The organism is Henriciella marina DSM 19595, assembly GCF_000376805.1.
Lineage (GTDB): Bacteria > Pseudomonadota > Alphaproteobacteria > Caulobacterales > Hyphomonadaceae > Henriciella > Henriciella marina.
In genome coordinates this window covers 3,045,063-3,069,151 of record NZ_AQXT01000002.1, presented here as the reverse complement: position 1 = coordinate 3,069,151, position 24,089 = coordinate 3,045,063, and the positions used below count along the sequence as shown (strand labels likewise).

General features: G+C 59.1%; 25 protein-coding genes and 1 tRNA gene. 16 read left to right on the top strand and 10 right to left on the bottom strand.

The window, feature by feature from the left end:
* Position 1 precedes the first annotated feature (1 nt).
* The 3 genes from F550_RS18745 to F550_RS0115280 form a co-directional block, all read right to left on the bottom strand.
* Positions 2–529 carry a GNAT family N-acetyltransferase gene (locus F550_RS18745; protein ID WP_018149454.1) on the bottom strand — a complete coding sequence of 176 codons (528 nt, stop codon included), beginning with the start codon at positions 527–529 and terminating at the stop codon, positions 2–4.
* A gap of 122 nt (positions 530–651) precedes the next feature.
* Positions 652–921 (bottom strand): 50S ribosomal protein L27, encoded by a 270-nt coding sequence (rpmA, locus tag F550_RS0115285; protein ID WP_018149453.1) that lies wholly within the window; start codon positions 919–921, stop codon positions 652–654.
* Positions 922–960: 39 nt separating this feature from the next.
* Complete coding sequence (locus F550_RS0115280; RefSeq protein ID WP_018149452.1) at positions 961–1,659, bottom strand: 50S ribosomal protein L21; 699 nt, start codon at positions 1,657–1,659, stop codon at positions 961–963.
* A gap of 164 nt (positions 1,660–1,823) precedes the next feature.
* On the opposite strand from F550_RS0115280, the gene F550_RS0115275 reads away from it, so the two are divergent.
* A tRNA-Ser gene (locus F550_RS0115275) sits at positions 1,824–1,913 on the top strand.
* Positions 1,914–2,266: 353 nt separating this feature from the next.
* Here F550_RS0115275 and F550_RS0115270 read toward each other — a convergent pair.
* The 6 genes from F550_RS0115270 to F550_RS0115240 all read right to left on the bottom strand — a co-directional run bounded on the left by F550_RS0115270 (position 2,267) and on the right by F550_RS0115240 (position 6,422).
* On the bottom strand, positions 2,267–3,934 hold the full coding sequence (locus tag F550_RS0115270) for a recombinase family protein (protein ID WP_018149451.1): 1,668 nt from the start codon (positions 3,932–3,934) through the stop codon (positions 2,267–2,269).
* Between the two features lie 2 nt (positions 3,935–3,936).
* The gene (locus tag F550_RS0115265; protein ID WP_018149450.1) at positions 3,937–4,359 is read right to left on the bottom strand and encodes a DUF2924 domain-containing protein; all 423 of its coding nucleotides are present in this window, start codon (positions 4,357–4,359) and stop codon (positions 3,937–3,939) included.
* The gene (locus F550_RS18075; protein ID WP_018149449.1) at positions 4,359–4,598 is read right to left on the bottom strand and encodes a DUF3489 domain-containing protein; all 240 of its coding nucleotides are present in this window, start codon (positions 4,596–4,598) and stop codon (positions 4,359–4,361) included. Before F550_RS18075 ends, F550_RS0115265 begins: the two co-directional genes overlap by 1 nt.
* 142 nt (positions 4,599–4,740) lie before the next feature.
* Entirely contained in the window at positions 4,741–5,031 is a 291-nt protein-coding gene (locus tag F550_RS19255; protein WP_156807962.1) for a hypothetical protein, read from the bottom strand.
* A gap of 294 nt (positions 5,032–5,325) precedes the next feature.
* Entirely contained in the window at positions 5,326–5,802 is a 477-nt protein-coding gene (locus tag F550_RS0115245) for a methyltransferase family protein (protein ID WP_018149446.1), read from the bottom strand.
* Positions 5,778–6,422 carry a cation transporter gene (locus F550_RS0115240; protein ID WP_018149445.1) on the bottom strand — a complete coding sequence of 215 codons (645 nt, stop codon included), beginning with the start codon at positions 6,420–6,422 and terminating at the stop codon, positions 5,778–5,780. Before F550_RS0115240 ends, F550_RS0115245 begins: the two co-directional genes overlap by 25 nt.
* A gap of 131 nt (positions 6,423–6,553) precedes the next feature.
* Here F550_RS0115240 and F550_RS0115235 point away from each other — a divergent pair, with 131 nt between their 5' ends.
* From F550_RS0115235 to F550_RS0115205, 6 genes are all read left to right on the top strand, one after another.
* Positions 6,554–7,018 (top strand): MerR family transcriptional regulator, encoded by a 465-nt coding sequence (locus F550_RS0115235; protein ID WP_018149444.1) that lies wholly within the window; start codon positions 6,554–6,556, stop codon positions 7,016–7,018.
* Between the two features lie 506 nt (positions 7,019–7,524).
* Positions 7,525–8,820 carry a TolC family protein gene (locus tag F550_RS0115225; RefSeq protein ID WP_018149442.1) on the top strand — a complete coding sequence of 432 codons (1,296 nt, stop codon included), beginning with the start codon at positions 7,525–7,527 and terminating at the stop codon, positions 8,818–8,820.
* The gene (locus F550_RS0115220; protein WP_018149441.1) at positions 8,817–10,121 is read left to right on the top strand and encodes an efflux RND transporter periplasmic adaptor subunit; all 1,305 of its coding nucleotides are present in this window, start codon (positions 8,817–8,819) and stop codon (positions 10,119–10,121) included. The genes F550_RS0115225 and F550_RS0115220 overlap by 4 nt, the downstream gene beginning before the upstream one ends.
* A gap of 12 nt (positions 10,122–10,133) precedes the next feature.
* Entirely contained in the window at positions 10,134–13,247 is a 3,114-nt protein-coding gene (locus tag F550_RS0115215) for an efflux RND transporter permease subunit (RefSeq protein ID WP_018149440.1), read from the top strand.
* On the top strand, positions 13,231–13,479 hold the full coding sequence (locus F550_RS0115210) for a hypothetical protein (RefSeq protein WP_018149439.1): 249 nt from the start codon (positions 13,231–13,233) through the stop codon (positions 13,477–13,479). The genes F550_RS0115215 and F550_RS0115210 overlap by 17 nt, the downstream gene beginning before the upstream one ends.
* Entirely contained in the window at positions 13,463–14,395 is a 933-nt protein-coding gene (locus tag F550_RS0115205) for a cation diffusion facilitator family transporter (RefSeq protein ID WP_018149438.1), read from the top strand. Before F550_RS0115210 ends, F550_RS0115205 begins: the two co-directional genes overlap by 17 nt.
* A 772-nt stretch (positions 14,396–15,167) precedes the next feature.
* Here F550_RS0115205 and F550_RS0115195 read toward each other — a convergent pair.
* A complete protein-coding gene (locus F550_RS0115195; RefSeq protein WP_018149437.1) occupies positions 15,168–15,584 on the bottom strand; it encodes a MerR family transcriptional regulator in 417 nt (138 codons plus the stop codon).
* 80 nt (positions 15,585–15,664) lie between these two features.
* Between F550_RS0115195 and F550_RS0115190 the strand changes: the two genes are divergently transcribed.
* The 9 genes from F550_RS0115190 to F550_RS0115150 all read left to right on the top strand — a co-directional run bounded on the left by F550_RS0115190 (position 15,665) and on the right by F550_RS0115150 (position 24,087).
* A complete protein-coding gene (locus F550_RS0115190) occupies positions 15,665–16,039 on the top strand; it encodes a mercuric transporter MerT family protein (protein ID WP_018149436.1) in 375 nt (124 codons plus the stop codon).
* 14 nt (positions 16,040–16,053) lie between these two features.
* Positions 16,054–16,377, top strand: coding sequence for a heavy-metal-associated domain-containing protein (locus F550_RS0115185; protein ID WP_026180823.1), 324 nt, complete (start codon positions 16,054–16,056; stop codon positions 16,375–16,377).
* Between the two features lie 88 nt (positions 16,378–16,465).
* Positions 16,466–16,705, top strand: coding sequence for a mercury resistance system transport protein MerF (gene merF / locus F550_RS0115180; RefSeq protein ID WP_026180822.1), 240 nt, complete (start codon positions 16,466–16,468; stop codon positions 16,703–16,705).
* 144 nt (positions 16,706–16,849) lie between these two features.
* Positions 16,850–18,199 (top strand): dihydrolipoyl dehydrogenase family protein, encoded by a 1,350-nt coding sequence (locus F550_RS0115175; RefSeq protein WP_018149433.1) that lies wholly within the window; start codon positions 16,850–16,852, stop codon positions 18,197–18,199.
* Between the two features lie 59 nt (positions 18,200–18,258).
* Complete coding sequence (merA, locus tag F550_RS0115170; protein WP_018149432.1) at positions 18,259–19,710, top strand: mercury(II) reductase; 1,452 nt, start codon at positions 18,259–18,261, stop codon at positions 19,708–19,710.
* Between the two features lie 171 nt (positions 19,711–19,881).
* Positions 19,882–20,268 carry a hypothetical protein gene (locus F550_RS0115165; protein WP_026180821.1) on the top strand — a complete coding sequence of 129 codons (387 nt, stop codon included), beginning with the start codon at positions 19,882–19,884 and terminating at the stop codon, positions 20,266–20,268.
* A 58-nt stretch (positions 20,269–20,326) separates the two neighbouring features.
* Positions 20,327–22,180: a copper resistance system multicopper oxidase gene (locus F550_RS18065; RefSeq protein ID WP_040500573.1), complete on the top strand. Its 1,854-nt coding sequence runs from the start codon at positions 20,327–20,329 to the stop codon at positions 22,178–22,180.
* A complete protein-coding gene (locus F550_RS0115155) occupies positions 22,177–22,980 on the top strand; it encodes a copper resistance protein B (RefSeq protein ID WP_018149430.1) in 804 nt (267 codons plus the stop codon). The genes F550_RS18065 and F550_RS0115155 overlap by 4 nt, the downstream gene beginning before the upstream one ends.
* Before the next feature lie 9 nt (positions 22,981–22,989).
* Entirely contained in the window at positions 22,990–24,087 is a 1,098-nt protein-coding gene (locus F550_RS0115150; RefSeq protein WP_018149429.1) for a nuclear transport factor 2 family protein, read from the top strand.
* The last annotated feature ends 2 nt before the right edge of the window (positions 24,088–24,089 follow it).

The following is a 24,089-nucleotide window of genomic DNA, read 5'->3' as shown; positions in this document are numbered from 1 at the left end:
CTTAGCGCGTCTTTGGCTCGCGTACCATGAAGACATGATCGACATCATGGCCACGGCCGAGACAGAAGACAGGCGCGTTATGAGTTCGGCGAAAGCCGAGCTTTTCAAGTACACGGCCAGAAGCCGGATTGTCTGCGAAGTGACCGGATGTGAAATCTCTGGCCGCGCGGGTTTCCTCAAGCCAGCCGATGAGGGCGCCCGCCGCCTCTGTGGCGATACCCTGTCCCCAGGCATCTGGCGCGAGCCAGTATCCAATCTCGAAAGGCGCGTCCGCAACCGTGCGGTGCGCCCCGACAATGCCGATCAGGGCCCCGTCTTTTTCGATCACAAACACATGGTCGAGGTCTTTTCTTCGGCCCCGCTCTACAGATTCGAGCCAGCCAGTTGTCACCTTCATCGTCTGTCCGGGCGCAATCCGCGCGACCTTTTCATAAATGCGCGGGTCGTTGACGTAATCGGTGATCACCCCGGCGTCGCTGATCTGCGGGCGGCGAAGGCGCAACCGTTCTGTCTTGATCTGCTGCGTCATTGTCTTCGTCCCTGCCCCCTATCGGGCCACGCGCATAGAAAAAGGGGAGACAGCGCCTGTCTCCCCTTCAAACTTGTCAGGTCTGTCCGGTCAGCGGCGCCGTAGCCCGCTTTGGCCAGGCCTTATTCTGCAGCGTCAGCCATTGGCACAACGGACACATACTGGCGGTCACCGCGCGAGCGCTTGAACTCGACCTTGCCCTCTTCAAGCGCGAAGAGCGTGTGGTCCTTGCCCATGCCGACATTCTTGCCTGCATAGGTCTTTGTGCCGCGCTGGCGGATGATGATGTTGCCGGGGACCACGTGCTGGCCGCCGAACTTCTTCACGCCAAGATATTTCGGGTTTGAATCGCGACCGTTACGTGACGAACCGCCAGATTTTTTATGTGCCATAAGGGCGCTCCTTGATCCTTATGAAGTCTATATCAGACTTCAGGCGTCTTTTGCCAGTTGCTTGGCCTGCTTGACCCATTCGTCGCGCTCGATGCGACCGCCGAGACCGGCTTCGTCATCAAGTTCCTGGGCCTGCGTCTTGTTGAGGTCGGCAACCTGCCAGAAGTGGAAGATACCAGCTGTGTTCAGCTTCTTCTCCATGGCCGGCCCGACACCGGAGATCTTTTTCAGATCGTCCGCCTTGCCGACTGCCTGCTCAAGGCGGCCGCGATCGTCCGTCTTCGGCTTGTCAGCAGCCTTTGGCGCCTGTGCTTTTGGAGCAGCTTCCTTCGCCGGAGCCGCGTCCTTCTTGGCAGCAGGCTTGGCCTCTGCCTTTGGCGCGTCTTCGGCTTTCGGCGCAGCGGCCTTCTTCGCCGCAGGCTTCTTGCCGTCGGTCAGGATCGAGGTGATCGTGACGACGCTTTCAAGCTGGCGATGGCCTTTCTTGCGACGATAGGTGTTACGCTGACGCTTCTTCATGATCAGCTTCTTGTCGCCCTTGCGCTGGGCGGCAATCTCACCGACGACGCTTGCGCCATCAACGACAGGCGCACCGAGCGTGACGGACTTTCCGTCGCCCAGCATCAGCACGTCGAAGGTTACGTCTGCGCCAGCATCGGCAGCGAGCTTCTCGACAACAATCTGGTCGCCCTCGGCGACCTTGTATTGTTTGCCACCAGTCTTGATGACCGCGAACATGGCCTCATCCTTCCGGAAGGTGAATTAGTTGAGTGTCCGCACGCGCAAGGCGCCGGACATGAAGGCGCGGATAAACACTATCGGCCCTCCTGTGTCAAACCCTGTCCTGCATGAATCCGGGGGCTTGCGTGCACCCGGCTCCCACGCTATCTCCCCGCCCCTACGGAGAGGTGCTAGAGTGGTTGAATAGGCTAGTCTCGAAAACTAGTGAGCTCGCAAGGGCTCCGAGGGTTCGAATCCCTCTCTCTCCGCCACGGACCCGCAAATTTGAAGACCAGATCTCGAAACTTCCCAGATAGCCCGCCACTGGCGGGCTTTTTCATGCCCTGCGGTCTCCATTCTAATCACATTACCCTGATCTTCCGCGATATCTGGGCCAAAGTCTCTAGCGCCTAATTTCGCCAGATCTCTTAGAGGCAGAATACCCTGTTACGGCCGATTTACAGCGTTTTCAGGCGTTTTAACAGGGAACGACGCACTTCAAACACCCTAATACCCACGTACTTACAGTGCTCTAGCCTTTAAATTCCCTGCACATGAGAACAGGGAATTTTCAAATGCGGAACAGGGAACTTGTTTCCAATAACAGGGAAATTTTCTGGCCGGATCAGGGAAGTTCAAAACCCAAGAATTCAGCTTGGCGATCCCAATCCGGTGGAAGGTCTGATCGCAAAATTTTCTCAAGGCTCAGATCTGCAGGCTGACGTCCATCCAGGATCGCTTTGACAATCGCCGGCGAAAGAAAAGCCAGTTTCATTCGCTGGCGCAGCGGCGATGGGGTCCAGCCGATGCTTGAGGCGATATCTGCCAGCGATGCACCCGCCCGCCACGTCTTCATCCAGACATGTGATCTGGCGATGGCATTGATGAGGGTGGTATCTCGCTGCGGTGTTGGTGCGCCAAGAATGAGCACAGTCTCGACGCCGCGCTTCTTCAAGGTAAAATCTTCTGCGTGAACTAAAGCTGGCAGGGACAATTCGCTCGTTGGGATGGCGGTGGCAGCAGCAAGCGCGTCGGCATCTAAGGTCAGTCTCAACTCCCCTATCCCCACATCAATACGCCCCAAGAACCGGAAGCTCCTGGCAGGCGTTGCGGAAGATGCCAGCTGCTCGATCTCAGCCAGTCCAGCTGAGAGCCTGCCGAAAGATTCTGCATCTGGGTTGGCGAGCAGATGTTGAGGGGCCGTCCGCAGCCAGTTTCGCAGAGCCTCAGTCACGGCTTTTTCGAGTTTGGCAGCTGGTAGTCGCCATCCTCCGGAAGCCTCGCTCTTACTGTTGAGCAAGCCTCGAGAGACATAGTATCGCCACCGGCGACCTTTTGCGTTGGCATAGGTTGGTGTGAGGCGCTCACCCGTTTCATCATAGAGCCGACCCGTCAGCGGCGATCCTTCGTTGGTCTTCTGACCTCGCTGCCCGCGTTGTCGTGCGCTCTTCTCCTTCAACCGATCCTGCACCCGCGACCAGAGCACCTCATCAATGATCGCAGGATGAGTTGAAGGATAGGCGTTCTCCTTATGCCGGACCATGCCGCGATAAACCGGGTTGGTGAGAAGAGAATGGATCGCGCCCCGGGACATCTCACATCCACCGAGGGACTTCCCGCTTTTAAACGTCCGCTCCTTCGAGCGGATGCCTTCAAGGCTAGCTTTGCGAGCTACCGCGCCAAGGCATTGATGCTCATCGTAAAGCGCAAAGAGCCGCCTTACCGTCTCGGCCTCACCTTTGTTCAGGACCAGCTCCCGCTTGTTGGGATCAGGATGCGGGTCATAACCAAGCGGGGCCAGTCCGCCCATCCAGAGCCCTCGTTTGGCGGAGGCGGCCAGTTTATCTCGGATCCGCTCTGCAGTGACCTCACGCTCAAATTGCGCGAAAGACAGAAGGACGTTGAGCGTTAGCCGGCCCATGCTCGTGGATGTATTGAACGCCTGCGTGACGGAGACAAAGGAACAGTCTGACTTATCGAACCGCTCGACCAGGCGCGCAAAGTCGGCAAGCGAACGTGTGAGCCGGTCGATCTTGTAGACGACCACCATGTCAATCCTGCCCGCATCGATATCGTCGAGAAGAGTTTGCAGGCCCGGCCGCTCCATATGTCCACCTGAGATGCCGCCATCATCGTATCGCGTCGTCAGAAGCTTCCAGCCTTCATGCTTCTGGCTTTCAACGTACGCCTTGCAGGCCTCCCATTGAGCGTCGAGAGAATTAAAGCCCTGCTCGAGGCCCTCCTCATGGGATTTGCGAGTGTAGATCGCGCAGCGGATCGTCGTCTTGGCCATGGTCAGGTCTGCTTACGCTGCAAGCCAAAGAAGCGAGGGCCGGACCAGCGCGCGCCAGTAATCTCTCGGGCAACCGCACTCAGCGAACGAAATGTTTTGCCGCGATAGATCACTCCATCAGCCGTTACGTCGACCGAGTGCTGGACGCCATTCCACTCCCGCACGAGCCGGGTACCTTGCGTTGCGATCTTTGCAGCTTCTGGCGGCGGGTCACCCGCGGCGATCCGTTCGAGTGTGGATTGCAGGCGCTTACCTAAATCGCCGTACTTCTGAGCCTGGGCCTCATACGCAATTAGGCGAGCGAGAAAAGGCGTACTTGTTCGATTGGGAGGCGCCTGCGAACTGAGGGTTTCCCATAAGGCGAGGAGCTCCCCGCGGGGCATGTCCCGCAGGATCTCCATATTGGCTAGCATAAAGGCAGTCATCACGCTTTCTCCAGACGGTAGCGCGCGTAACGGTCTCCGTCCGCCGGCGGGAGCTTCTCCAGCTTTCCATCTTCTGCCCGCACTCGGGTGAGTGCCGCGCGAACGGTATGCGGAAGCCAGTCCAGGGCTTCGGAGATCTGATTGACCGTGACGCCGTCTTTCTTGTTGAGCAGGTTCACAAGCTGCTCGCGTTTTGTAAGCGGCTTCTTCTGGGTTTTCGGTTTGGTTGATGTAGTCATTGGTTTTCCTTCAGTTTGCGAGGAGCGATTGGCCGCTCCCACTGGCTGAAGGCCCGGCCATCTGAAGGGGGCTGGCGCGCCGAAATTCGTTTTCGGCGCGCCTACACTCACGCTCTGTTGGGGCGCGAAGTCCAGCCGAAAGTCAGCGGCTTTCTGAAGACTTCCGATGATTGGCCAAGGCCTGCTCCGCCAAGCCAATAGCTTCAAATGACTTAGCCACCGCACACTCGGCGTGCGCCGTGAATTGTTCGCTGTCTATTTTCGGTGACTGGGCGTTGGCCGCTGCTGCGTGCGCATCTTCAAGCGCGGCGGTCGCATCAGCCATGAGTGCGGAAGGTGATTTCAATCGAGCCATGCTTCGATTGGCGCTTAATTCCGTGATCGGTTCAAGCGCAAACGGGACTGCGTGATTTGCGCACCAGATTTCCAGCATTTTGTGCCCGCCAAGTTTGAGCCTATGCTGGAGTTGGCTGAATCCTGTACCTTCTGATCCTGCTCGCCGTCGTTAGTCCGAATATAGAGACAGCCATCGACTATGGTGGATTTCCTTTTGTGATCGCTGGCGCGGCTCTCACGCTCAATCTCATGGGGTACATGTTCGGGCTGACGGCGCTATTGTTCACGAGCGACCGCAAGGAGACCATTCCTGGCGCGAGGCTAGACATCACCAGTAACGTGAACACCCTCGAAGATCCCGGAGACTGCCGTCTGCCATCAATGCGATAGGCTACAGCCATCGTCGCGTTCGACGGCAATAGACGTCATAAGCACTGCCGAACTTTTTCTTGAGAGCCTTTTTCTCCGGTTCGATTTGCAGGACCGTCATTGCGGCGACAAATACAACTGGAGCGAGCAAGGCTGCACCATTCCCGGTCCAGATAGCGAGGCTGGTGAGGACTAGGGCAAAACCGAGATACATCGGGTTTCTCGAGACGCGATAGAGTCCGGTGGTGACCAGATGCCCGGCATCTGTCGGCCTGACCGGATTGACCGTCGTGCGAGCTATCAGGAAGGCGGCAACTGCAGCGGCAAGAATCGCTGCGCCAGCCAAGGCCAGACCTGCCGCGATGGCATGGTCGGCAAGCCCCGGATCATAATCCAGACCTGGTGAAAGACGGGATGCCATCCAGCCAAGACCGGCGCAAAACAGGAACTGGAGCAAGGGCGGAATGCGCAGCTTCATGAGGCTTTTGCCGTCGAACATGCGGCGCCGGATTTCTGTTGCCTCAACTCGCCGACGGCCTGCAGTGTGATGGCCCAGGAGGAACGCAGGAAAAGGCCTGCCAGTAGGGCGGCAACAATCAGGTCCGGCCACGGCGATCCGGTCAAAGCGACGGTGCCGGCTGCGGCGATAACACCGACATTGCCGATCGCATCATTGCGCGAGCAGAGCCAGACGGAGCGGACATTGCTGTCGCCGTCGCGCCAGCGCAATAGAATCAGCACGCTCAGCAAATTGGCCGCTAGAGCCAGACCGCCGATAATGCTCATGGTGATCGTCTCCGGGGACCCGTCTGAAAAGACACGGGCGATGGTAGATCCCAAGATGAACAACGCGATCAGCGCCAACGACCCAGCCTTGAATAGAGAGGCCTTCGCCCGCACCGAAGCGCTCATACCGATTACGGCAAGGCTGATCGCATAGGTTGCCGCATCGCCGCCAAAGTCCAGCGCGTCCGCCTTGAGGGCCTGGGACCGGGCAAGGTAGCCTGCGGAGAGCTCGACGATGAACATGATGGCGTTGATCGCGATGACGGCTAGAAGCGCGCGCCGATAGGACTTCGATGTTCCATCGAAAGATGTCTGTCCGCAGCAATCACTCATGCAACTGTCTCCTTTGGAAGGCGCCTTATGTCCTGTCAAAGTCGGACATCGTGCCTGCAAAGCTTGTGTTTCCGATGGTCAAAACTATTTCTACAGCCTACAGTAACTGTAGAGGCAAGGGGTTTCACCACATGGGATCATTGACGATTGGAAAACTGTCCGCGGCGACCGGAGTAAAGGTCACCACGATCCGCTACTATGAATCGATTGACCTACTTGAAGAGCCGGCGCGGAGCGCGAGCGGGCAAAGACTGTATGGCGAAGCGGCTGTCGAGCGTCTTGGCTTCATCCGGCACGCCAGGGACCTAGGCTTTCCCGTCGCGGCGATCCGGGAACTGATTTCATTGCAAGTTGACCCAGGCAGGGAGTGCGTCCTGGTTGACCAGATTGCACGTCGCCAGCTTGACGAGGTTCGCCGCAGGCTGACCCAATTGGAGGCGCTCGAGGCCGAGCTCAAACGCATGATCCGCGCTTGCGAAGGCGGCAAGATCGGATCCTGCTCTGTGCTCGCTGCCCTTGGCCAGCACGAGAATTGCTTGCACGAACAGCATGATGGCGCCGAGGTGCTTGCAGGGCTTCCGTCAAAAGGCGCTTGACCCTCCATTGACTGGAGGTGTTAAAAAGAGAGTGAGCCTGTTTACCCGATCGCAATAGAAAGTAGCTAGCCCAGCAATCATGTTTCCGTTCCAAGTCATAACGTGTTTACGAAGGTTGCTCGTCATGGTGATGGCGATAGCTTTTGTTATTGCGCCGATGACGGCTGCGGCGGATATCATGCATCCGGGCGATCAGGCCGCAGAGGAATGTTCTGCGAGTGAGCTAGCCCAAGATGTCTCTGATAAGGAGCCATCGCATGAAGGTCATGACCATACCGCGCATCAGTGCGGAAGCTGTCATTTCCATCTGATAGGCGGCGGCGATCTAAGCGGCGCTCCGAAGTCTGCCGTACAGACCAGACATTTGTTGCCTGGCGGTTCTTTTCTCGAGAACCTCCGCCCAGACGGTCTTTACCGTCCTCCTCGTGCCTAGACCAACGACACAGGATTATTTTGCGTGGCTACGGCCTCGCTGTCGTTGAATCTGGACGAGGAAACCAGCAAAAATGAAAATTCTTATATGCAGCGCGATCACCGCGCTCGCCCTGCCGGTCATGGCCGGTACGGCCTATGCGCAAGGGTGTAGTTCTGTCTATGTCAGCGCGACTGACTATGATCAATCCCGACCACTGACGCTCGACGCGGCTATTGCTCGCGCCGCCAATGCTTCGCCTGAAGTTCTGACGGCGGCTCTCGAGGCGAAAGCTTCATCGGCCGACGCCGATCAGGCGAGCCGTTGGCTTAATCCATCTCTGTCTGTCGAAACCGAGAACTTTGCCGGCAGCGGATCGCTTGAAGGCTTCAATGCCTACGAGACGACCCTGGTAGTGGCGCAGACCTTACAGCTTGGCGATAAACGAAGACTTTCCGAGCGGGCCGCCAGAGCTGAAGCCGCATTGGCGAGTGCCGAATGTTCTGTACGAAGCCTGGAAGCTCAGAAACTCGCAGGGGAACTCTATCTGGAACTTCGTGCCGCTTACGACATGGCCGAGGTCGCTCAGGCCTCAGCCGATCTCGCATCCGAGTTCTCCGGCGTCGTCCAGCGCCGCGTGGACGCTGGAGCGTCGGCTCCGCCTGAGTTGCTGCGCGCGCGGGCTGAAGCAGCAGCGCTTCAGGCGGTTGCGGATGGTGCGCGGGGCCAGGTCGAAGCCAAAGGGCTAGCGCTTGCGTCCGTTTGGGGTAGTCCAGAGATCGACTTTGTCTTGTCTGGCACTGCGGAAATCGTAACAGATCCGGCGGGTGGGTCGGCTCAACCAGATTCTGGCGTTCATCCGTCACTTGCGGCGGCTAAGGCCGGAGCGACGGCTCGTAGCGCGGCGACGGACCGGGCCCGCGCCGGCGCATGGCCTGATATAACCGTATCGGCTGGTGTCCGAAGATTTGAGGACACGGGCGATAGCGCGTTTCTGGCGGGTGTCAGTGTTCCTTTGCCGGTCTTTGACCGCAATCAGGACGCAACGCGGGCGGCGGGATTACGTACCCAGAGTGCCGAGCTATCAGCACAGACTGTTGAGGCAAGGTTGCGGGCCGAGCAAGCGAGTCTTGCCGCGCAGGTCCGGGCCGCAAAATCCCGCTTGCAGCGTCTCGAGGGCGAAGCGCTGCCGCTCGCAGAAGAAGCCTATACAGCTGCGGCAGAGGGCTACCGGGTTGGCAAGTTCGACCTGACCGCCACGCTCGATGCGCGGCGCAGTCTGATTGAAACCCGCGCCGCCGTTATCGATGCCCGGCTGGCGCTCCAGACATACACGCTGCGGTTGCGTGCGCTGATTGGCGCCGCGCCGTTCGAAGGAGAGATCCAATGAAACTGAATTTATTCTATGCGGCGCTGCTTTCGCCAGCGCTTTTGTATCTTAGTGCTTGCGGCAATGACGCCTCCGATTCGTCTGGTGCAAACCGGACGCCCCCACAAGCCGAAGATGGCCATGACGACCACGAAGACGGTAGTGATGAGGAGCATGAAAGCCATGATGAGGCCGATGGCGACGATCATGAGGGACATGAAGAAGGAGGCGGTCATACCGAACACGAAGGTGAAGGCGGCGATCATGTCGAGCTGACCGCCGAGGAGGCGGAAGCTGCCGGTATCCGGACCGGGCGAGCCCAGACCGGAGCGGTTTCGGGCCAGCTGGAACTGCCGGCCGAGATCCGTTTCGATGCGGACCGTGTCGCAAGGGTCTCGCCACAGGTCGAGGGCACCGTTGCCCAACTTTATGCAGGCGAAGGCGATATCGTGAAAGCCGGCGCCACGCTTGCCCGGCTGACCAGTCGTGAACTCGCCGGCCTAAAGGCCGATTATCTGAATGCCCTGAGCGCCGAGCGCCTCGCGCAAGCCGAGCTTGAGCGTGAGGAAAACCTCTGGGAGCAGAAAATCACCGCCGAGGCCGATCTGCAGTCGGCGCGTGCGGCATTCGCCGCAGCCAATGCCGGCCGGGAAGCTGCTGAAAACAGGCTTCATGCGATCGGCATTGGTCATGGCACACTGGACAAGCTTAATGAGGCTGCGGATGGGTCGCTTGCACAAGCCTATGTGACGGCTCCCCTTGCCGGAGAGGTGATTCAGCGGAGCGTTTCTCTTGGAGAAACCGTATCGGCTGGCGGCGCGCCCATCTTTGTCATCATCGATGATAGCGTCGTCTGGGCCGACATCGCCGTCTACAAGGAAGATCTCGGCAAGGTCAGCGAAGGCCAGACCGTGACCTTCCAGCAGGAAGATGGCCGCGTCCTGGCCGAAGGGACAATTTCAAATGTCCTGCCTGTCATCAATGAGGCATCCCGCACCGCGACCGCGCGGGTCATTGTCGACAATGCCGAACACAGGCTGAAGCCCGGTCAGTTCGTAACGGCGCGGATCGACACGGGAGAGGGGCGCCCCGTCGTGCGCGTTCCCTCCGATGCGATTGTCAGTGTTGAAGACAGGATGTCGGTCTTCGTCCCGACGGATGACGGGTTCGAACCGCGCGAGGTCCGGACAGGAGAGAGTGCAGGCAGCTATACCGAGATCATTTCCGGGCTCGAGGCCGACGAAGCATTCGTTGCCGAGGGCGCCTTCACCCTGAAAGCGCAGCTTGAAAAAGACGCTTTCGGCGACGGCCACGCACACTAGGAGACCCGCAAAATGATCAATTTGATGCACCGCCTTGCGGGTGGCCGGCTGCTTGCCGCCATTGCCGCACTCGCCCTGTCGATCGGGGGGCTGTTTGCCTTTCGCAGCCTGCCTGTCGACGCTTTTCCCGATCCCTCACCTTCTCTGGTCCAAGTCTTCACCGAAACTGAAGGCCTGTCGCCCGAAGAGGTCGAACGCTATGTCACCTATCCGATCGAGACGGCCATGTCCGGCCTCCCCAAGGTCGACGAGATCCGCTCGACATCCAATTTTGGCCTGTCTGTCATCAATATCTATTTCGAGGACGGCACGGACGTCTATTTTGCCCGCCAGGTCGTCGGTGAGCGCCTCGGCGAGGCCGCCGACGCCATTCCCGACGGTTTCGGCACACCCAAGATGGGGCCGATTTCGACCGGCCTTGGTATCATCATGTACTATCGGCTCGTCGATGAGACCGGCGAGCGGTCGCTGGTTGAGCTGCGCGAGATTGCCGACTGGATGATCAAGTATCCGCTCCAGTCGGTTGAAGGGGTGACGGAGGTTCTGTCACTAGGGGGTTTCGAGAAGCAGTACCAGGTCCGCCTCGATCCCGATCAGCTGACATCCTATGACCTCAGCGTCGGCGAGGTGATTGCCGCCCTGGAGAGCGCCAATCGGACGGCCGGCGCGCAATTCATCGAAATTGGCGCCGAACAGTACACGGTGCGCGGGGTCGGGCTCGCTCGCTCCCTCGATGATCTGCGTGAAACGCCGGTCAAGACCGTGGATGGACGAACCGTCCGCGTCAACGACCTCGGTGAAGTCGCCATCGGCGGCGGCGTCCGGCAGGGGCTCGCAACTGCCAATGGCGAAGGGGAGACCGTCGCCGGTCTCGTCCTGAAACTTTATGGCACAAACACGTCTGAGGTGATCGAGAACGCTCAGGCGCGCTTCGACGAGATCAACCAGTCGCTTCCGGATGGCGTCAAAGCCGTTCCGTATTATGATCAGGGCACGCTGGTGAAAAAGGCGGCTGCGACCGTGACGACCGCGCTCTGGCAGGGCGCGCTCCTGGTCGCCGTCATCGTCTTCCTGTTCCTCGGCGGCTGGCGGCCAAGTCTTGTTGTCGTCATGGCTATTCCCTTCTCGGTCGGCTTTGCCTTCATCGCGATGAAGGCCCTCGGCATCGGGGCCAATCTGATGACGCTGGGCGGGGTAGCGATCGCCATCGGGATGATGGTCGACGGCGCCATCGTCATCGCCGAGAACGTGGATCGCGGCTTGCGCGAACGACGCGAGGGTGAAGATAGCCGCACGACGGTCGCGCGAGCGAGCGCCGAAGTGATCGCGCCGCTAATTGCTGCCGTCGCCGTGGTGATCATCGTCTTCCTGCCGCTCTTTTCGCTACAGGGCACTGAAGGCAAGACGTTTCGGCCGCTCGCCGCTTCTGCCGCGCTCGCCATGACAGGGTCGCTGATCTATGCCGCGCTCATCGCTCCGGCGATGGCGCTCGGCCTCATGCGTCCGCCCAAGAGCAATAGCCAGGAGAGCGACAGCCGGCTTGTTTCGCTGATCAAGCCGCTTGCGGCCTTCTTCGTCCGGCGACGTCTCGCGGCGGTCGGGCTAGCAGGCGTCCTGCTTCTGGTTGGGGGCCTCTCAGCGACACGCCTTGGCTCGGAGTTCACGCCTGCGCTGGAGGAAGGCGATGTCCTGTTGCGTGTGACGATGGCGCCGTCCATCTCGCTAACCGAAGCAAAGGAAACGTCGACCCGCATCGAGACAAGACTGCTTGAAGCCTTCCCCGAGATCAGTTCCATTGTCAGCCGGATCGGCCGTGGGGAAGTCGGCGCGCATGCCGACCCGGTGAACAGTATCGAGGCCTTCGTGGCGCTCAAACCCCGAAGCGAATGGCGCAATGGCATCAGCCCGGATGAACTCCGGGCGTCGATCTCCGAGAATCTCGGCGGCTTTCCAGGCGTCAGGGTTAATGTCGGCCAGCCAATCGCCATGTCGGTTGATGAGCTCCTGACCGGCACAAAGGCGCAGCTGGCGGTCAAGATCTTCGGTCCGGATACGGAGGTCCTGCTCGAAGGCTCGCAGGACTTGCAGTCCATTCTTCAGGAAATTCCTGGGGCGACCGACGTCCAGGCCGATCAGATCACCGGCGCGCCGCAGCTTGTGGTCTCGCTCAACCGTCCTGCGCTCGGCCGGTATGGACTGAGCGTGGAGGAGGCGCTCGATGCCTTGCGTTCCGGCGTCGGCGGGGCAGAGGCTGGCGCCGTTTTCGAGGGGGTGCGCCAGTTCCCCGTGATCGTGCGCTATGCCGAGGAGGACCGCGACACGCCCGCTGCCATCGGACGGATCATTCTGGAATCGTCCAGCGGCGCACGGGTTCCACTCGAAAGCGTAGCAGACATCCGGGAGATCGTCGGTCCACGTCAGATCACGCGCGAGAATGGCGAGCGCTTCATCACCGTCCAGCTCAATGTGAGAGGACGCGACATCGGCAGCTATGTCGCGGATGCGCAGGCGGCGGTGGCGGGCCAGCTTGACTTACCGGCTGGTTACCGCGTCGAATGGGGCGGGCAGTTCGAACTCCAGCAAGAAGCGAATGCGCGATTCGCAGTCGTGATCCCGATCACGCTCGGCATCGTGTTCCTAATTCTGCTATTGACGTTCGGGCGGATGAAATCAGCCATCCTGATCCTGCTCAACATTCCGCTGGCGCTGACCGGCGGCGCGATGGCGCTCTGGGTTGCGAGCCTGCCGATCTCGGTGCCCGCGACGGTCGGCTTTATTGCCCTGTTTGGCATCGCGCTCGGCAATGGCATGGTGCTGGTCAGCTTCATGGATGATTTTGCCAGGGAAGGCCGGGGCCGCGATGAACTTGCCGTCGAGGCGGCAGGCTTGCGGGCACGTCCTGTTCTGATGACCGCCCTTACGACGGCGCTCGGCCTTGCGCCACTGCTCTTCGCGAGTGGTGTCGGTGCTGAAGTGCAGCGGCCACTGGCCACGGTCGTCATGGGCGGGCTGGTCTCATCGACCGTGTTGACCTTGCTTGTCCTGCCAGCCCTTCACCGCTGGTTCGCACCGAAGCCCGACGCGCACCATTCCTTGTTGGAGGCCGAGCATGTTCATCCATCGTGAACTTCGCGTTGCGGTCATGTCGATTTCTCTCGCAGCCCTGGCGGGCTGCGGGAATCTCGGCAACGCGATGGTGTCCCTTTCAAGTGAGCAGGCGGCCAAGGTGCAGGAAGAATGCGGCCTGATACCATCAAAGAGCCGTGTCAAAAACGCGGCACACGCGCGGCGACGCGCGTATCTCGAATGCAAGCGCAAGGTGCTGGAAGAGGAGGCCGATCATGAGCCACGCACATGAACATGACAGCCTTGATCCCAAAAGCGGTGATCGCCGGGTCTCCATTGCTATCTGGGCAAACGCACTACTAACCGTTGGGCAGGTTGTCGGGGGGATTCTCTCTGGCAGCCTCGCGCTCATCGCCGATGCTCTGCACAATTTCTCTGATATGGCGTCGCTCGTCATCGCGTTCGCTGCGCGCAAGATTGCGCGGCGACCGGCTGATGAGCGGATGACCTTTGGGTATGGCCGCATCGAGATCGTCGCAGCCCTGATCAATTATACATCTTTGATCATCATCGGCCTCTATCTGATCTATGAGGGTGTCATGCGGATCATTGATCCCCCCGCCGTTGGCGGCTGGACGATCGTTATTCTTGGCGGTGTTGCGCTGGTCATCGATACGCTGACAGCCCTCCTGACCTATTCGATGCAGAAAGGGAGCGTGAATATCCGGGCGCTCTTCCTTCACAACCTTTCGGATGCACTCGCATCGGTAGCCGTGGTTGCAGGCGGAACGCTCATCCTCCTCTATGACTGGAGACTGGTCGATCCGCTCGTGACGATCGGTATCGCGGTATACATTCTCTATCTGTCGTTCCGTGAAATTGGCGGGCCGATCCATATGTTGATGCTGGGTAGCCCACCCGAGATCGACAATGCCGCCGTCGTGGAAGCGATGCGAAGTGTCGATGGCGTTGCGGACGTTCACCACGTGCATCTCTGGCAAATGCAGGAACACGAGACGGCGCTCGACTGTCACGTCGTTGTGTCTGAACAAAACTGGTCGAGCATCGAGATCATCAAGGCGGCAATCAAGGAGCGTTTGAATCAGCGCTTCGGTATTGGTCATTCAAGCCTTGAGTTCGAGCACGAAGATCATGTCCACCGAAACGCCGATGTTTACGGGCATTCGAATTCTCAGCGAAAGGCGTGATCCTGTACTTGCCGGTACACTGCCAGAATACAATGGGTCTTACCGGGGTTGCGTGGGAAGGCGAGCTGTTCAAACGTGAGATCCAGCGGGTTCGTGTCTTGCTGACGTGTCTGGAAGCAGTGGCATTTGTGCGCTCGTCCCGTTTATGAGGCTTGATACAAGGCTGAAAGACTAGTTTCGAACGTGAGCGGAGTGGCTGAATGTACTAGTTGCTGAGCTCTAGTCCTAGCCTGGGCAGTATCAAGATCATCGTGAAGTAGAGCACAATTTTTATCGCTGTTCCCAAAATCAAGGCGCCATAAAAGGGAATGCCTCGGTCGAGCAGCCATGGGATAAGAAGGAAGGACATATCAGAATATGGCAGTGGAGTGGGCCGCCTGCCGGGATGTGTCTTCAGTGTCGCGCCACAGCCATATCACGCCCAGGACCGATACGAGAGGAAGTGAGGCCACAAGTGCCGCGAAGCCTGGACTGCGTTTTCCGATTTCGGAAATGGCGACGATGAGGATGGCTGAAATTACAGCCTTGATAAAAAGGTAGAACAATTTTGTCTCCGGCTCATGGTTCCGCGAGATCAACCCATGGGAAATGGCAGCCGCTCAAGTGGCGGTGAAGGCGAAAGCTCATTGTGACGGCCTGCTTCTGGCTTATCGAGTGTCGTGAGCGTGGGATCAACTGAACACGGCACGGGCGTGAGCCATGAACACGACTATAAAGAGGCAAGCCGCTTCTGACGTCGGTAAGACAACGCTCTTGGTACCGGCCCTTTTTATCAGCGGTCTTCGAACAGTTTGTCGGTGAGTGCGCAATCAGGTGTTTCAGCGCCGGTGCAACCAGCCATGATCTCGCCGAGCCGCCGATCCATTTGTCTCAGATCGGCGATGCGTTTGCGGATATCGCCACGATGTGCTTCTGCCAGCGCACTGACCTCTGCGCAGCTCGGCCTGCCATCATTGATGCCAAGCAGTGAGCGTACATCTTCCACCGAGAAGCCGAGACTGCGGGCCCGCAATATGAAACGCAGCCGTACCTGGTCCCCATTCGAATACAGCCGGTGGCCACTGGCAGTGCGGGCTGGATCGGGCAGCAGGCCGATCTTTTCATAATAGCGGATCGTTTCAAGATTGCAGCCGAGCCGCCCGGCCAGTTCAGCCCGTTTGAGTGCTGCTCGCGGCGATGTGATGGCCATGATGAATTACCCGCTTGTGTCTGTACCAACTACAGAGCGTAACGTGACCATGATCAATAAAGCAATGGGAACAGCTGGTCATGACAGATACCGAAAACAGCCCAGCAAATGAGCGTCGCTCAAGGTGGCTTGTTGCCGGTGGCATGCTGGGGGCATTCCTTGCATCATCCTGCTGCATCGTGCCGCTTGTGCTGATCAGTCTCGGTGTTTCCGGAGCGTGGATTGGCCAGTTGACGGCGCTGGAACCCTACAAGCCCCTTTTTCTTCTGGTCGCGATCGGATTTCTCGCGGCTGGATTCTGGGATGTCTATTTTCGAAAGACCAGTGTCTGCGAGGATGGTAGCTATTGCGCCCGTCCGCAGTCGTCAGTCATCAAGCAGGTCGCCCTGTGGAGCGGCGCGCTTGTCGTGCTGGCGGCCCTGACCATCGATGTATGGGCACCGTTATTTTACTAGCCGGGGAGACAAGTATGAAACGAACATGGATGATCGCCGGACTGGCAGGTCTGGCACTCGCGGGGGGGCTCGCAGTCGCCAGCGCGCAGAATGCTCCGGATGCTTCGGTGGAGGTCGAACAGGCGACAGCCCGTTTGACCATCGAAAACATGACCTGCGCGACATGTCCGATTGCTGTCAGGAAAGCGATGATGCGTGTCGAGGGCGTTAAATCTGTCGATATCGATTATGCGGCCAGGACCGCAGAGGTGGTTTACGATACGGCGGCGGCAACCCCCGAGGCGATCGCTGCCGCTTCAACCGATGTAGGATACCCGGCAAGCGTTACGGACGGTTGAACGCGCAGCATCTGGAATATCCTGATGAGGCACCTGCAAGTCGATGTTCGCATACATCGTCAGATTTTCACACAAGGCTTTCACTTTGATGTCAAAATGGACTGACCGAAAACTGCTGATAACGGGCCTGGCCGGTACCGTCATTGCGGCACTTTGCTGTTTCACACCAATACTCGTGGTGCTGCTTGGCGCTGTGGGCCTGTCGGCAGTGCTGGGCTGGATCGACTATGTGCTATTGCCCGCGCTTGCCCTGTTCATTGCGCTGACGGTCTATGCTGTCTGGCGCAGGCAGAAGCGGCCATGCAGCCCTGACGGAAACCAATCATGATGGCTCAATACGTGCCGCGATGAGCAGGATCGCTTCCGGGTGGAGCAGCAGGCAGGTGCCGATTGTGGAAGGGGGCTGGATCTTTTTGAACGGGCCTCGGGATCTTCCGCGCAGGGCAATCACCGAAACCAATGGAGACATGCCATGAAAGACGCATATGACCTTATCGTGATTGGCGGTGGAACCAGCGGCAATGGTGTCGCCCGGATGGCCGCAAAGGCGGGCTGGAATGTGGCGAGCATCGACAGCCTGCCTTATGGTGGTACCTGCGCCCTGCGCGGCTGTGATCCAAAGAAGATGCTGGTTGCGGTTACAGAAGGCGTCGATTGGGCAGACAGGATGAAGGGCAATGGGCTGAAGATGCAGCCTTCCGTCGACTGGCCGGACATGATCGCCTTCAAGCGAACATTCACCGACGCCATGCCGCCGCGCATCGAAGCGGGAATGGAAAAGGCAGGCATTGATGTATTGCATGGTGAAGCGCGGTTCACAGGCGCGGACAGTATCGAGCTGAATGGCGAAATCCTGCGCACGAAACATTTCCACATCGCCACCGGCGCACGGCCGATAACGCTGAACATTCCTGGCGAGGCGTATCTGACCACCAGCACCGAGTTTCTCGAACTAACCGAGCGGCCAGACCGGATCGCTTTTGTCGGCGGTGGCTTCATCGCCATGGAGTTCGCTCATATTTCCAGGCGCGCCGGCGCCAGCGAAGTTACTGTACTAGAAATGGCCGAGCGCCCCCTGGGCACCTTCGATGACGACCTGGTTGAGATACTTGTTGAGGGCACGGAAGAGCTTGGCATCGACTTGCGCACCAAGGCGAAAGTGCTGGCGATCGAGAAACAGGGCGAAGAATTTATCGTCACTGTGGACGGCGTGGGTGGTGCCGAAACCGTGACCTGCGATCTGGTGGTGCATGGCACGGGCCGGGTGCCAAATATTGACGGGCTGAACCTTGAGGCTGCCGGCGTCGAGTACACCCGCCGGGGCATTCAGGTGAACGCCTCAATGCGCACGAGCAATCTCGCGGTCTTCGCCGCCGGCGATTGCGTCGACAGCGGCCCCAACCTGACCCCGGTATCTGCCTTCGAGGGGCGTGTGGCGGGCAAGAACCTGCTAGCCGGAAAGGACGAGCGACAAGTCAAATACCCGCCGATTCCCTCGGTGGTTTTTACCTTGCCAATGGTTGCTAGCGTTGGCTTGTCAGAGGCTGCGGCCAGGAAAGAGGGTCTGAAGTTCGATACCCATTTCGAGAAGACCCATGACTGGTATTCGTCAATGCGCGTCGGCGCGCAGCGAACCGCGTACAAGGTGCTGGTCGAACAGGACACCGGAAAAATCCTGGGCGCACACCTGATCGGACCGGGGGCTGAGGAACAGATCAACCTTTTCGCCATGGCCATGCGTGCCGGTCAGACCGCCAATCAGATCAAGGCGATGATCTTCGCCTATCCCAGCTACGCCTCCGACATCGGGGCGATGGTGTGATTTTGAATACTTGATCGAGGCCGCGTCGCCGTGCCCGGTCGCAAGCGGAGGAAGAAACAATGGATCGAACCGTAAAGACAGGCGATTGCTGCTCCGTCAATGAGACCAGCGGCGACAGCTATGACCTCATTGTCATAGGTGCTGGCTCGGCCGGGTTTTCGGCTTCGATTAGCGCGGCCGAGGCCGGCAGGCGCGTGGCCATGGTCGGGCACGGCACAATCGGCGGCACCTGCGTCAATGTCGGCTGCGTGCCATCCAAAGCGATGATACGGGCCGGCGAAGCGGTGCATGGTGGCATATCGGCAGCACGGTTTCCGGGCATCGAGCCGTGCGCGCAAGGCGTGGACTGGCCGGCGGTCGTCAAGGGCACGGCCGAACTGGTCGACGAAATGCGCCAGAAAAAATATATCGATTTGCTGCCTTCCTATGAGAATATCACCTATATCGAAGAAGGTGCCGCACGCCTGGTCGAGGGCGGGATTGAAGTCGGCGGCCGGTTCATCGCCGCGCCGAAGGTCCTGGTCGCCACAGGCTCGCGCCCGCTATTGCCGGACATTGATGGGATCATGACCGTGGAGGCGCTCGATTCTTGGGACCTTCTCACGTTGCCCGAACAGCCCGAGAGCATCCTGGTACTGGGCGGCGGCTATATCGGTTGCGAACTGGCGCAGATGGCGTCGCGGCTGGGTATCAAGGTTACGCTGGTCACGCGCTCGCGTCTTCTGCCCGGCGTGGAACCGGAAGTGGCCGAGGCGTTGACCGACGCGCTGAAGGCTGAGGGTGTCGCGGTCGAGACCGGCCTGTCCTACCGATCGGTGAGACGGAGTGACGGCGGCGTCACGCTGACAATCGAACGGGGTGGAAAGCCTGTGACCCTCTTCGCGCAGCGGCTTGTGGCCACCACAGGCCGGGTTGCCAATTCTGAAGACCTCGGCTTGCGCGAGTTCGGCATCGAGACCGATGCGCGCGGATCGATCAAGGTCGGAGCCGACATGGCCACAACACGGCCTGGCGTCTGGGCAGCGGGTGATGTCACCGATCGCGACCAGTTCGTCTACATGGCCGCTTATGGGGCCAAGGTGGCGGCCAACAATGCGCTCGGGCTTCAGGATTTGCGTTATGACAATGCGGCCATGCCCTGGGTCGTGTTCACCGATCCGCAGGTTGCCGGCGTCGGTCTTTCCGAGGTGCAGGCGAAGGCAGCCGGCCATGATGTCAAGACCAGCGTGCTGACGCTGGACCATGTGGCGCGCGCCGCCGTTGCCCGCGATACCCGCGGCGTCATCAAGCTGGTCGCGGATGCGAAGACCGACCGCCTTCTGGGCGGACAGATGGCGGCGCCCGAAGGGTCTGATGCGATTCAAACCCTGGCTATGGCGTTGAAGTTCGGCATGACGAGCAAGGCGCTTGGCGAGACAATTTTTCCATACCTGACAACTGTTGAAGGGTTAAAATTGGCGGCACAGACGTTCGACAAGGACGTGGCGAAGCTTTCATGCTGCGCAGGCTGAGCCCAAATTTGGAGGTAAGGTCAGAAAGAAATTGTCAGGGTAACTGGCCGATTGAGCTGGCTGGCCGTCCCGGCTAGCGTCACAAGATGTCCCGTAATCCGTTAACGCCAACTTCCAGAATTCTCAAATCCCTTCTTGAGTTTAAACCCCCAAGGGGTATATCTATTAATCATGAACATTGTTGTCGCAGCTCTCGTGACTGTATTTTTCAGCCTGTCGCAGGTGCTCTGTGCGTGTCCTGTCGATACGTCGGCTACGAACAGCATGCCAACCGAGTTCACCACTCATTCTCACCAGGCACCAGCCGATGAGCCTGAGGCACCTTGCGATGATGAGACTGATCACTGCAAGCTTCAGACAGCGACGGTCGCACAAGCCGACAAGACGGCGAACTCGGTCCAGCACGTGTCAGGTGATACGAAGCCGATCGGGCTTGTAAAACCATCATGGCAACACGCTTGGAATATCGTCGTCAATGTCCACACGCCCTGGCTTGAGGTCCGAAATCACCTGTTCCGACAAACGCCAATCACATTAAAGGTGCGCTCCCTGAGCTGAGTTCGTGCGTCGCTGCATTAGCAGCTCGATTGCATAAATTCACCTCACGGAGACGATTATGTTGAACAGACGACATATGCTGCAGACGGTGCTCGGCACCGGCGCAGCCTGGGGGGCAAGCACCCTCCTGCCAGCTTGGGCAAAATCTTCCAGCAACGGGAACCTTGGTGTGCCCTCACTTTCGGGCACGCGCTTCGACCTCGAAATTGGGCAGTTCCCGGTCAGGCTCAACGGCAAAGCCGGTATGGCAACCGGAATCAATGGCACACTTCCCGGTCCGCTCTTGCGGTTGCGCGAGGGCGATGACGTCACAATGAACGTCACCAACCGGCTTGCCGAAGACACCTCGATCCATTGGCACGGACTGCTTGTCCCCTTCCATATGGACGGCGTGCCGGGCGTCAGCTTCCCGGGCATCGAACCAGGCGAAACGTTCAAATATCAATTCAAGGTGCCGCAAAATGGCACTTACTGGTATCACTCCCATTCTGGTCTACAGGAACAACTCGGCCATTACGGTCCGATCGTCATAGATCCGGCAGGTACAGACCCAGTCGCTTATGACAGGGAGTATGTGCTCGTCCTAAGCGACTGGAGCTTCACACATCCGCACCGGATCTTCGACAAGCTGAAGAAGAATGCCGAGAGCCTGAACTTCAACCGGCCTACCCTGTGGAACCCAACCGGACTTGGCGGCATGTGGGGGCAGATGCGAATGAGCCCGCGCGATCTCGCAGACGTGACCGGCGAAACCTACACCTACCTGATCAATGGCCATTCGACGGCCGATAATTTCAATATGGTCTTCCAGCCGGGCGAGCGGGTTCGCCTGCGCATTATCAACGCCTCCGCCATGACCCTCTTCAATGTCCGCCTCCCGGGCTTGCCGATGACCGTGGTCCAGGCCGACGGCCTGAATGTCCAGCCGGTTGAGACCGACGAATTCCAGATGGGCGTGGCCGAGACGTATGATGTCATCATCGCGCCAACCGAAGCGCGCGCCTACGCCTTTGTTGCCGAATCGATCGACCGCTCCGGCCAGGCCGTCGCCACGCTCGGACCGCGTGCCGGTATGCGGGCCGATGCGCCTGCGCTTCGAGCCGTGCCGATGCTGACCATGCGGGACATGGGAATGGCCCATGGAGACATGGCGGGCATGTCAGGCATGGAGGGCATGGATCACAGTCCCGGCACCAGCATGGACATGGACATGTCGGATCACGCCATGAAAGGTCACGACATGGGCACCATGTTCATGCAGCCTGACCCCAACGGTGCGGCCGTCCAGCCCGTCAAGATCGAAGCAGATATAGAGCGCGGCCCCGGTGTCGCAAAGGTATCAGGCGTGACGATGAGCCGACTGGGCGAACCCGGACTCGGGCTTGATGATGTCCCCCACCGCACGCTCACCTATAACCAGCTTCGCGCGCTCGACATGAATGAGGACCATCGCCCGCCTGGCCGCGAAATTGTCATTCACCTGACGTCGAACATGGAACGCTATATGTGGTCGTTCGACGGTGTAAAATTCTCCGAGGTGACCGAGTCCATCAAGTTCTACGAGGGTGAGCGTGTTCGCCTGACGCTCGTAAACGATACGATGATGCCACACCCGATCCATTTGCACGGCATGTTCTTCGATCTCGTGAATGGCGGTGGTCATCACATGCCCCGCAAGCACACAGTGACGGTCAAGCCTGCAGACAGGGTCAGCGTCGACATCACCGCAGAACATGTCGGTGACTGGGCGTTCCACTGCCATCTGCTTTACCATATGCATGCTGGCATGATGCAGGTCGTCAGCGTCATTCCATCGACAGAAGCTATGCCACCAGCCGAAAAAATGCCGGCAGGTCAGATGGATATGCCCATGGACCATCACGGCATGAACCATGGGGAGGGAAAATCATGATGAAACCGAATTTGGCAGCCCCTCTACTCCTCGGCTTCGCGCTCTACGCGACCGGCAGCGCGTTCGCGGAAGACACTAATCCAACCCCGCCCTGGGATCAGGCCGACGCCATCTACGGCGAGGATGTAATGGCGGACGCTCGCCGGGACGTTCTTGCGGAAGGCGGAGACCAGAAGAGCTTCTACATCCTCTTCAACCAGCTCGAGGCCCAGATGTCTGACGAGGGCGACAGTTTGTACTGGAACGGACAGGCTTGGTATGGGGGCGATATCAACAAGCTCTGGTTCAAGAGCGAAGGCCGCGCCTCTCTGAATGGAGAGGGCGTGGATGATGCTGAGATCCAGGCACTCTATTCCCGCGCGGTTGCGCCTTTCTGGAATGTTCAGGCGGGCGTTCGCTACGACATCGAACCGGATAGTCTCGCGCATGGGGTCGTCGCACTGAATGGTCTGGCGCCCTACTGGTTCGAAGTCGACGCTTCCGCCTTTCTCAGTGAAAAAGGCGATGTAACGGCCCGCATTGAGGCTGAATATGAGTTGCTCCTGACCCAGCGGCTGATCTTGCAGCCTCGGATCGAAGCAAATCTCTCCGCGCAGGACATACCGGAAAGAGAAACGGGCGCGGGGCTCAGCACACTCGATGCCGGCTTGCGGCTTCGTTATGAAATTAGACGGGAGTTTGCGCCCTATGTCGGCGTCGAATGGCAAAGCGCCTTCGGCGAGACACGCGACATGATCGAGGCCGCAGGCGGTAAAGGCGACGATATCGTCTTTCTCGTGGGCCTGCGGACCTGGTATTAGGAGAACAAGATGGGCGGTTTCATAGAACCCAATATTCACCCCGTGCTGGTGCATTTTACCTATGCCCTCGGCACATCTGCAGCCTTGGCATATGCGGCTGGTCTCCTGGTACCTGTAGGCCGCTGGCGCGACAGTCTTCGACCGGCCGCTGACTGGATGCTGGCATTGGCTGCCTTGGCGGTTCTGGCCACCATCGCGGCCGGTTTCCAGGCCTATTACAGCGTTGCTCACGATGCGCCGTCCCATGAAGCGATGACAACCCATCGCAACTGGGCTGTTCTCACGGGCCTCGCCTTACTGACCCTCGCTGGTTGGCGCTGGCTGAGAAAGGCCGCGTCGCCCGGCCCTGTATTTACGATCAGCGCCCTGGCGGTGGCAGGTCTTTTGACGATTACAGCGTGGTGGGGAGGCACAATTGTCTACAAGTACGGACTTGGCGTGCAGAGCCTCCCTGAAGCCAGCGGGCCAGGCCACGATCATGATCATGGCGGCGGGGCCGGTCATGGCGACCAAGGCACGGTGGATTCAACAGACGATCATCAAGACGCTCACGGAGAGTCTCCATCCGACACGATGGACGGATCATCGGCGAGCGGCGATGGACATGATCACGACCATTCCGACGGTGCAGCTGATCGAGAAATGTCAGGCACGGTCCCCGCCGGACACGACAACTCCGACGGCCATCATGACACCAAACCGGTCTCGACTGATGAACAGGCGATCCTGGATATCATGGCCGCGATCGAAACCGGTTGGGAGACCGGCGATGGCGAACTGTTCCGGCAGAACTTTCTCGACTGGTCAGGCGCCCGGTACTTTGAATCAGGCGGCGAGAATACTGGCCTGCTCGACCTTGTCGAAAATCATGTCGAGCCCGAAAAAGATACCATTCCGGATCTCGAACTCGACTTCTCGAATATAGATGTGCAATTCGAGGGAAGTGACTTTGCATGGGCTGTCGCGGACACAGCGATCAGTGGCACGTTCAGCTCAAATGGCGAACGCCTGGAGCGTATCGGGAAACAAACGGTGCTGTTCCGCAAGGTCGCCGGCACCTGGCAGGTTATTCACACGCACTCGTCCTCCCGTGCGCCGCGGCCCTGATC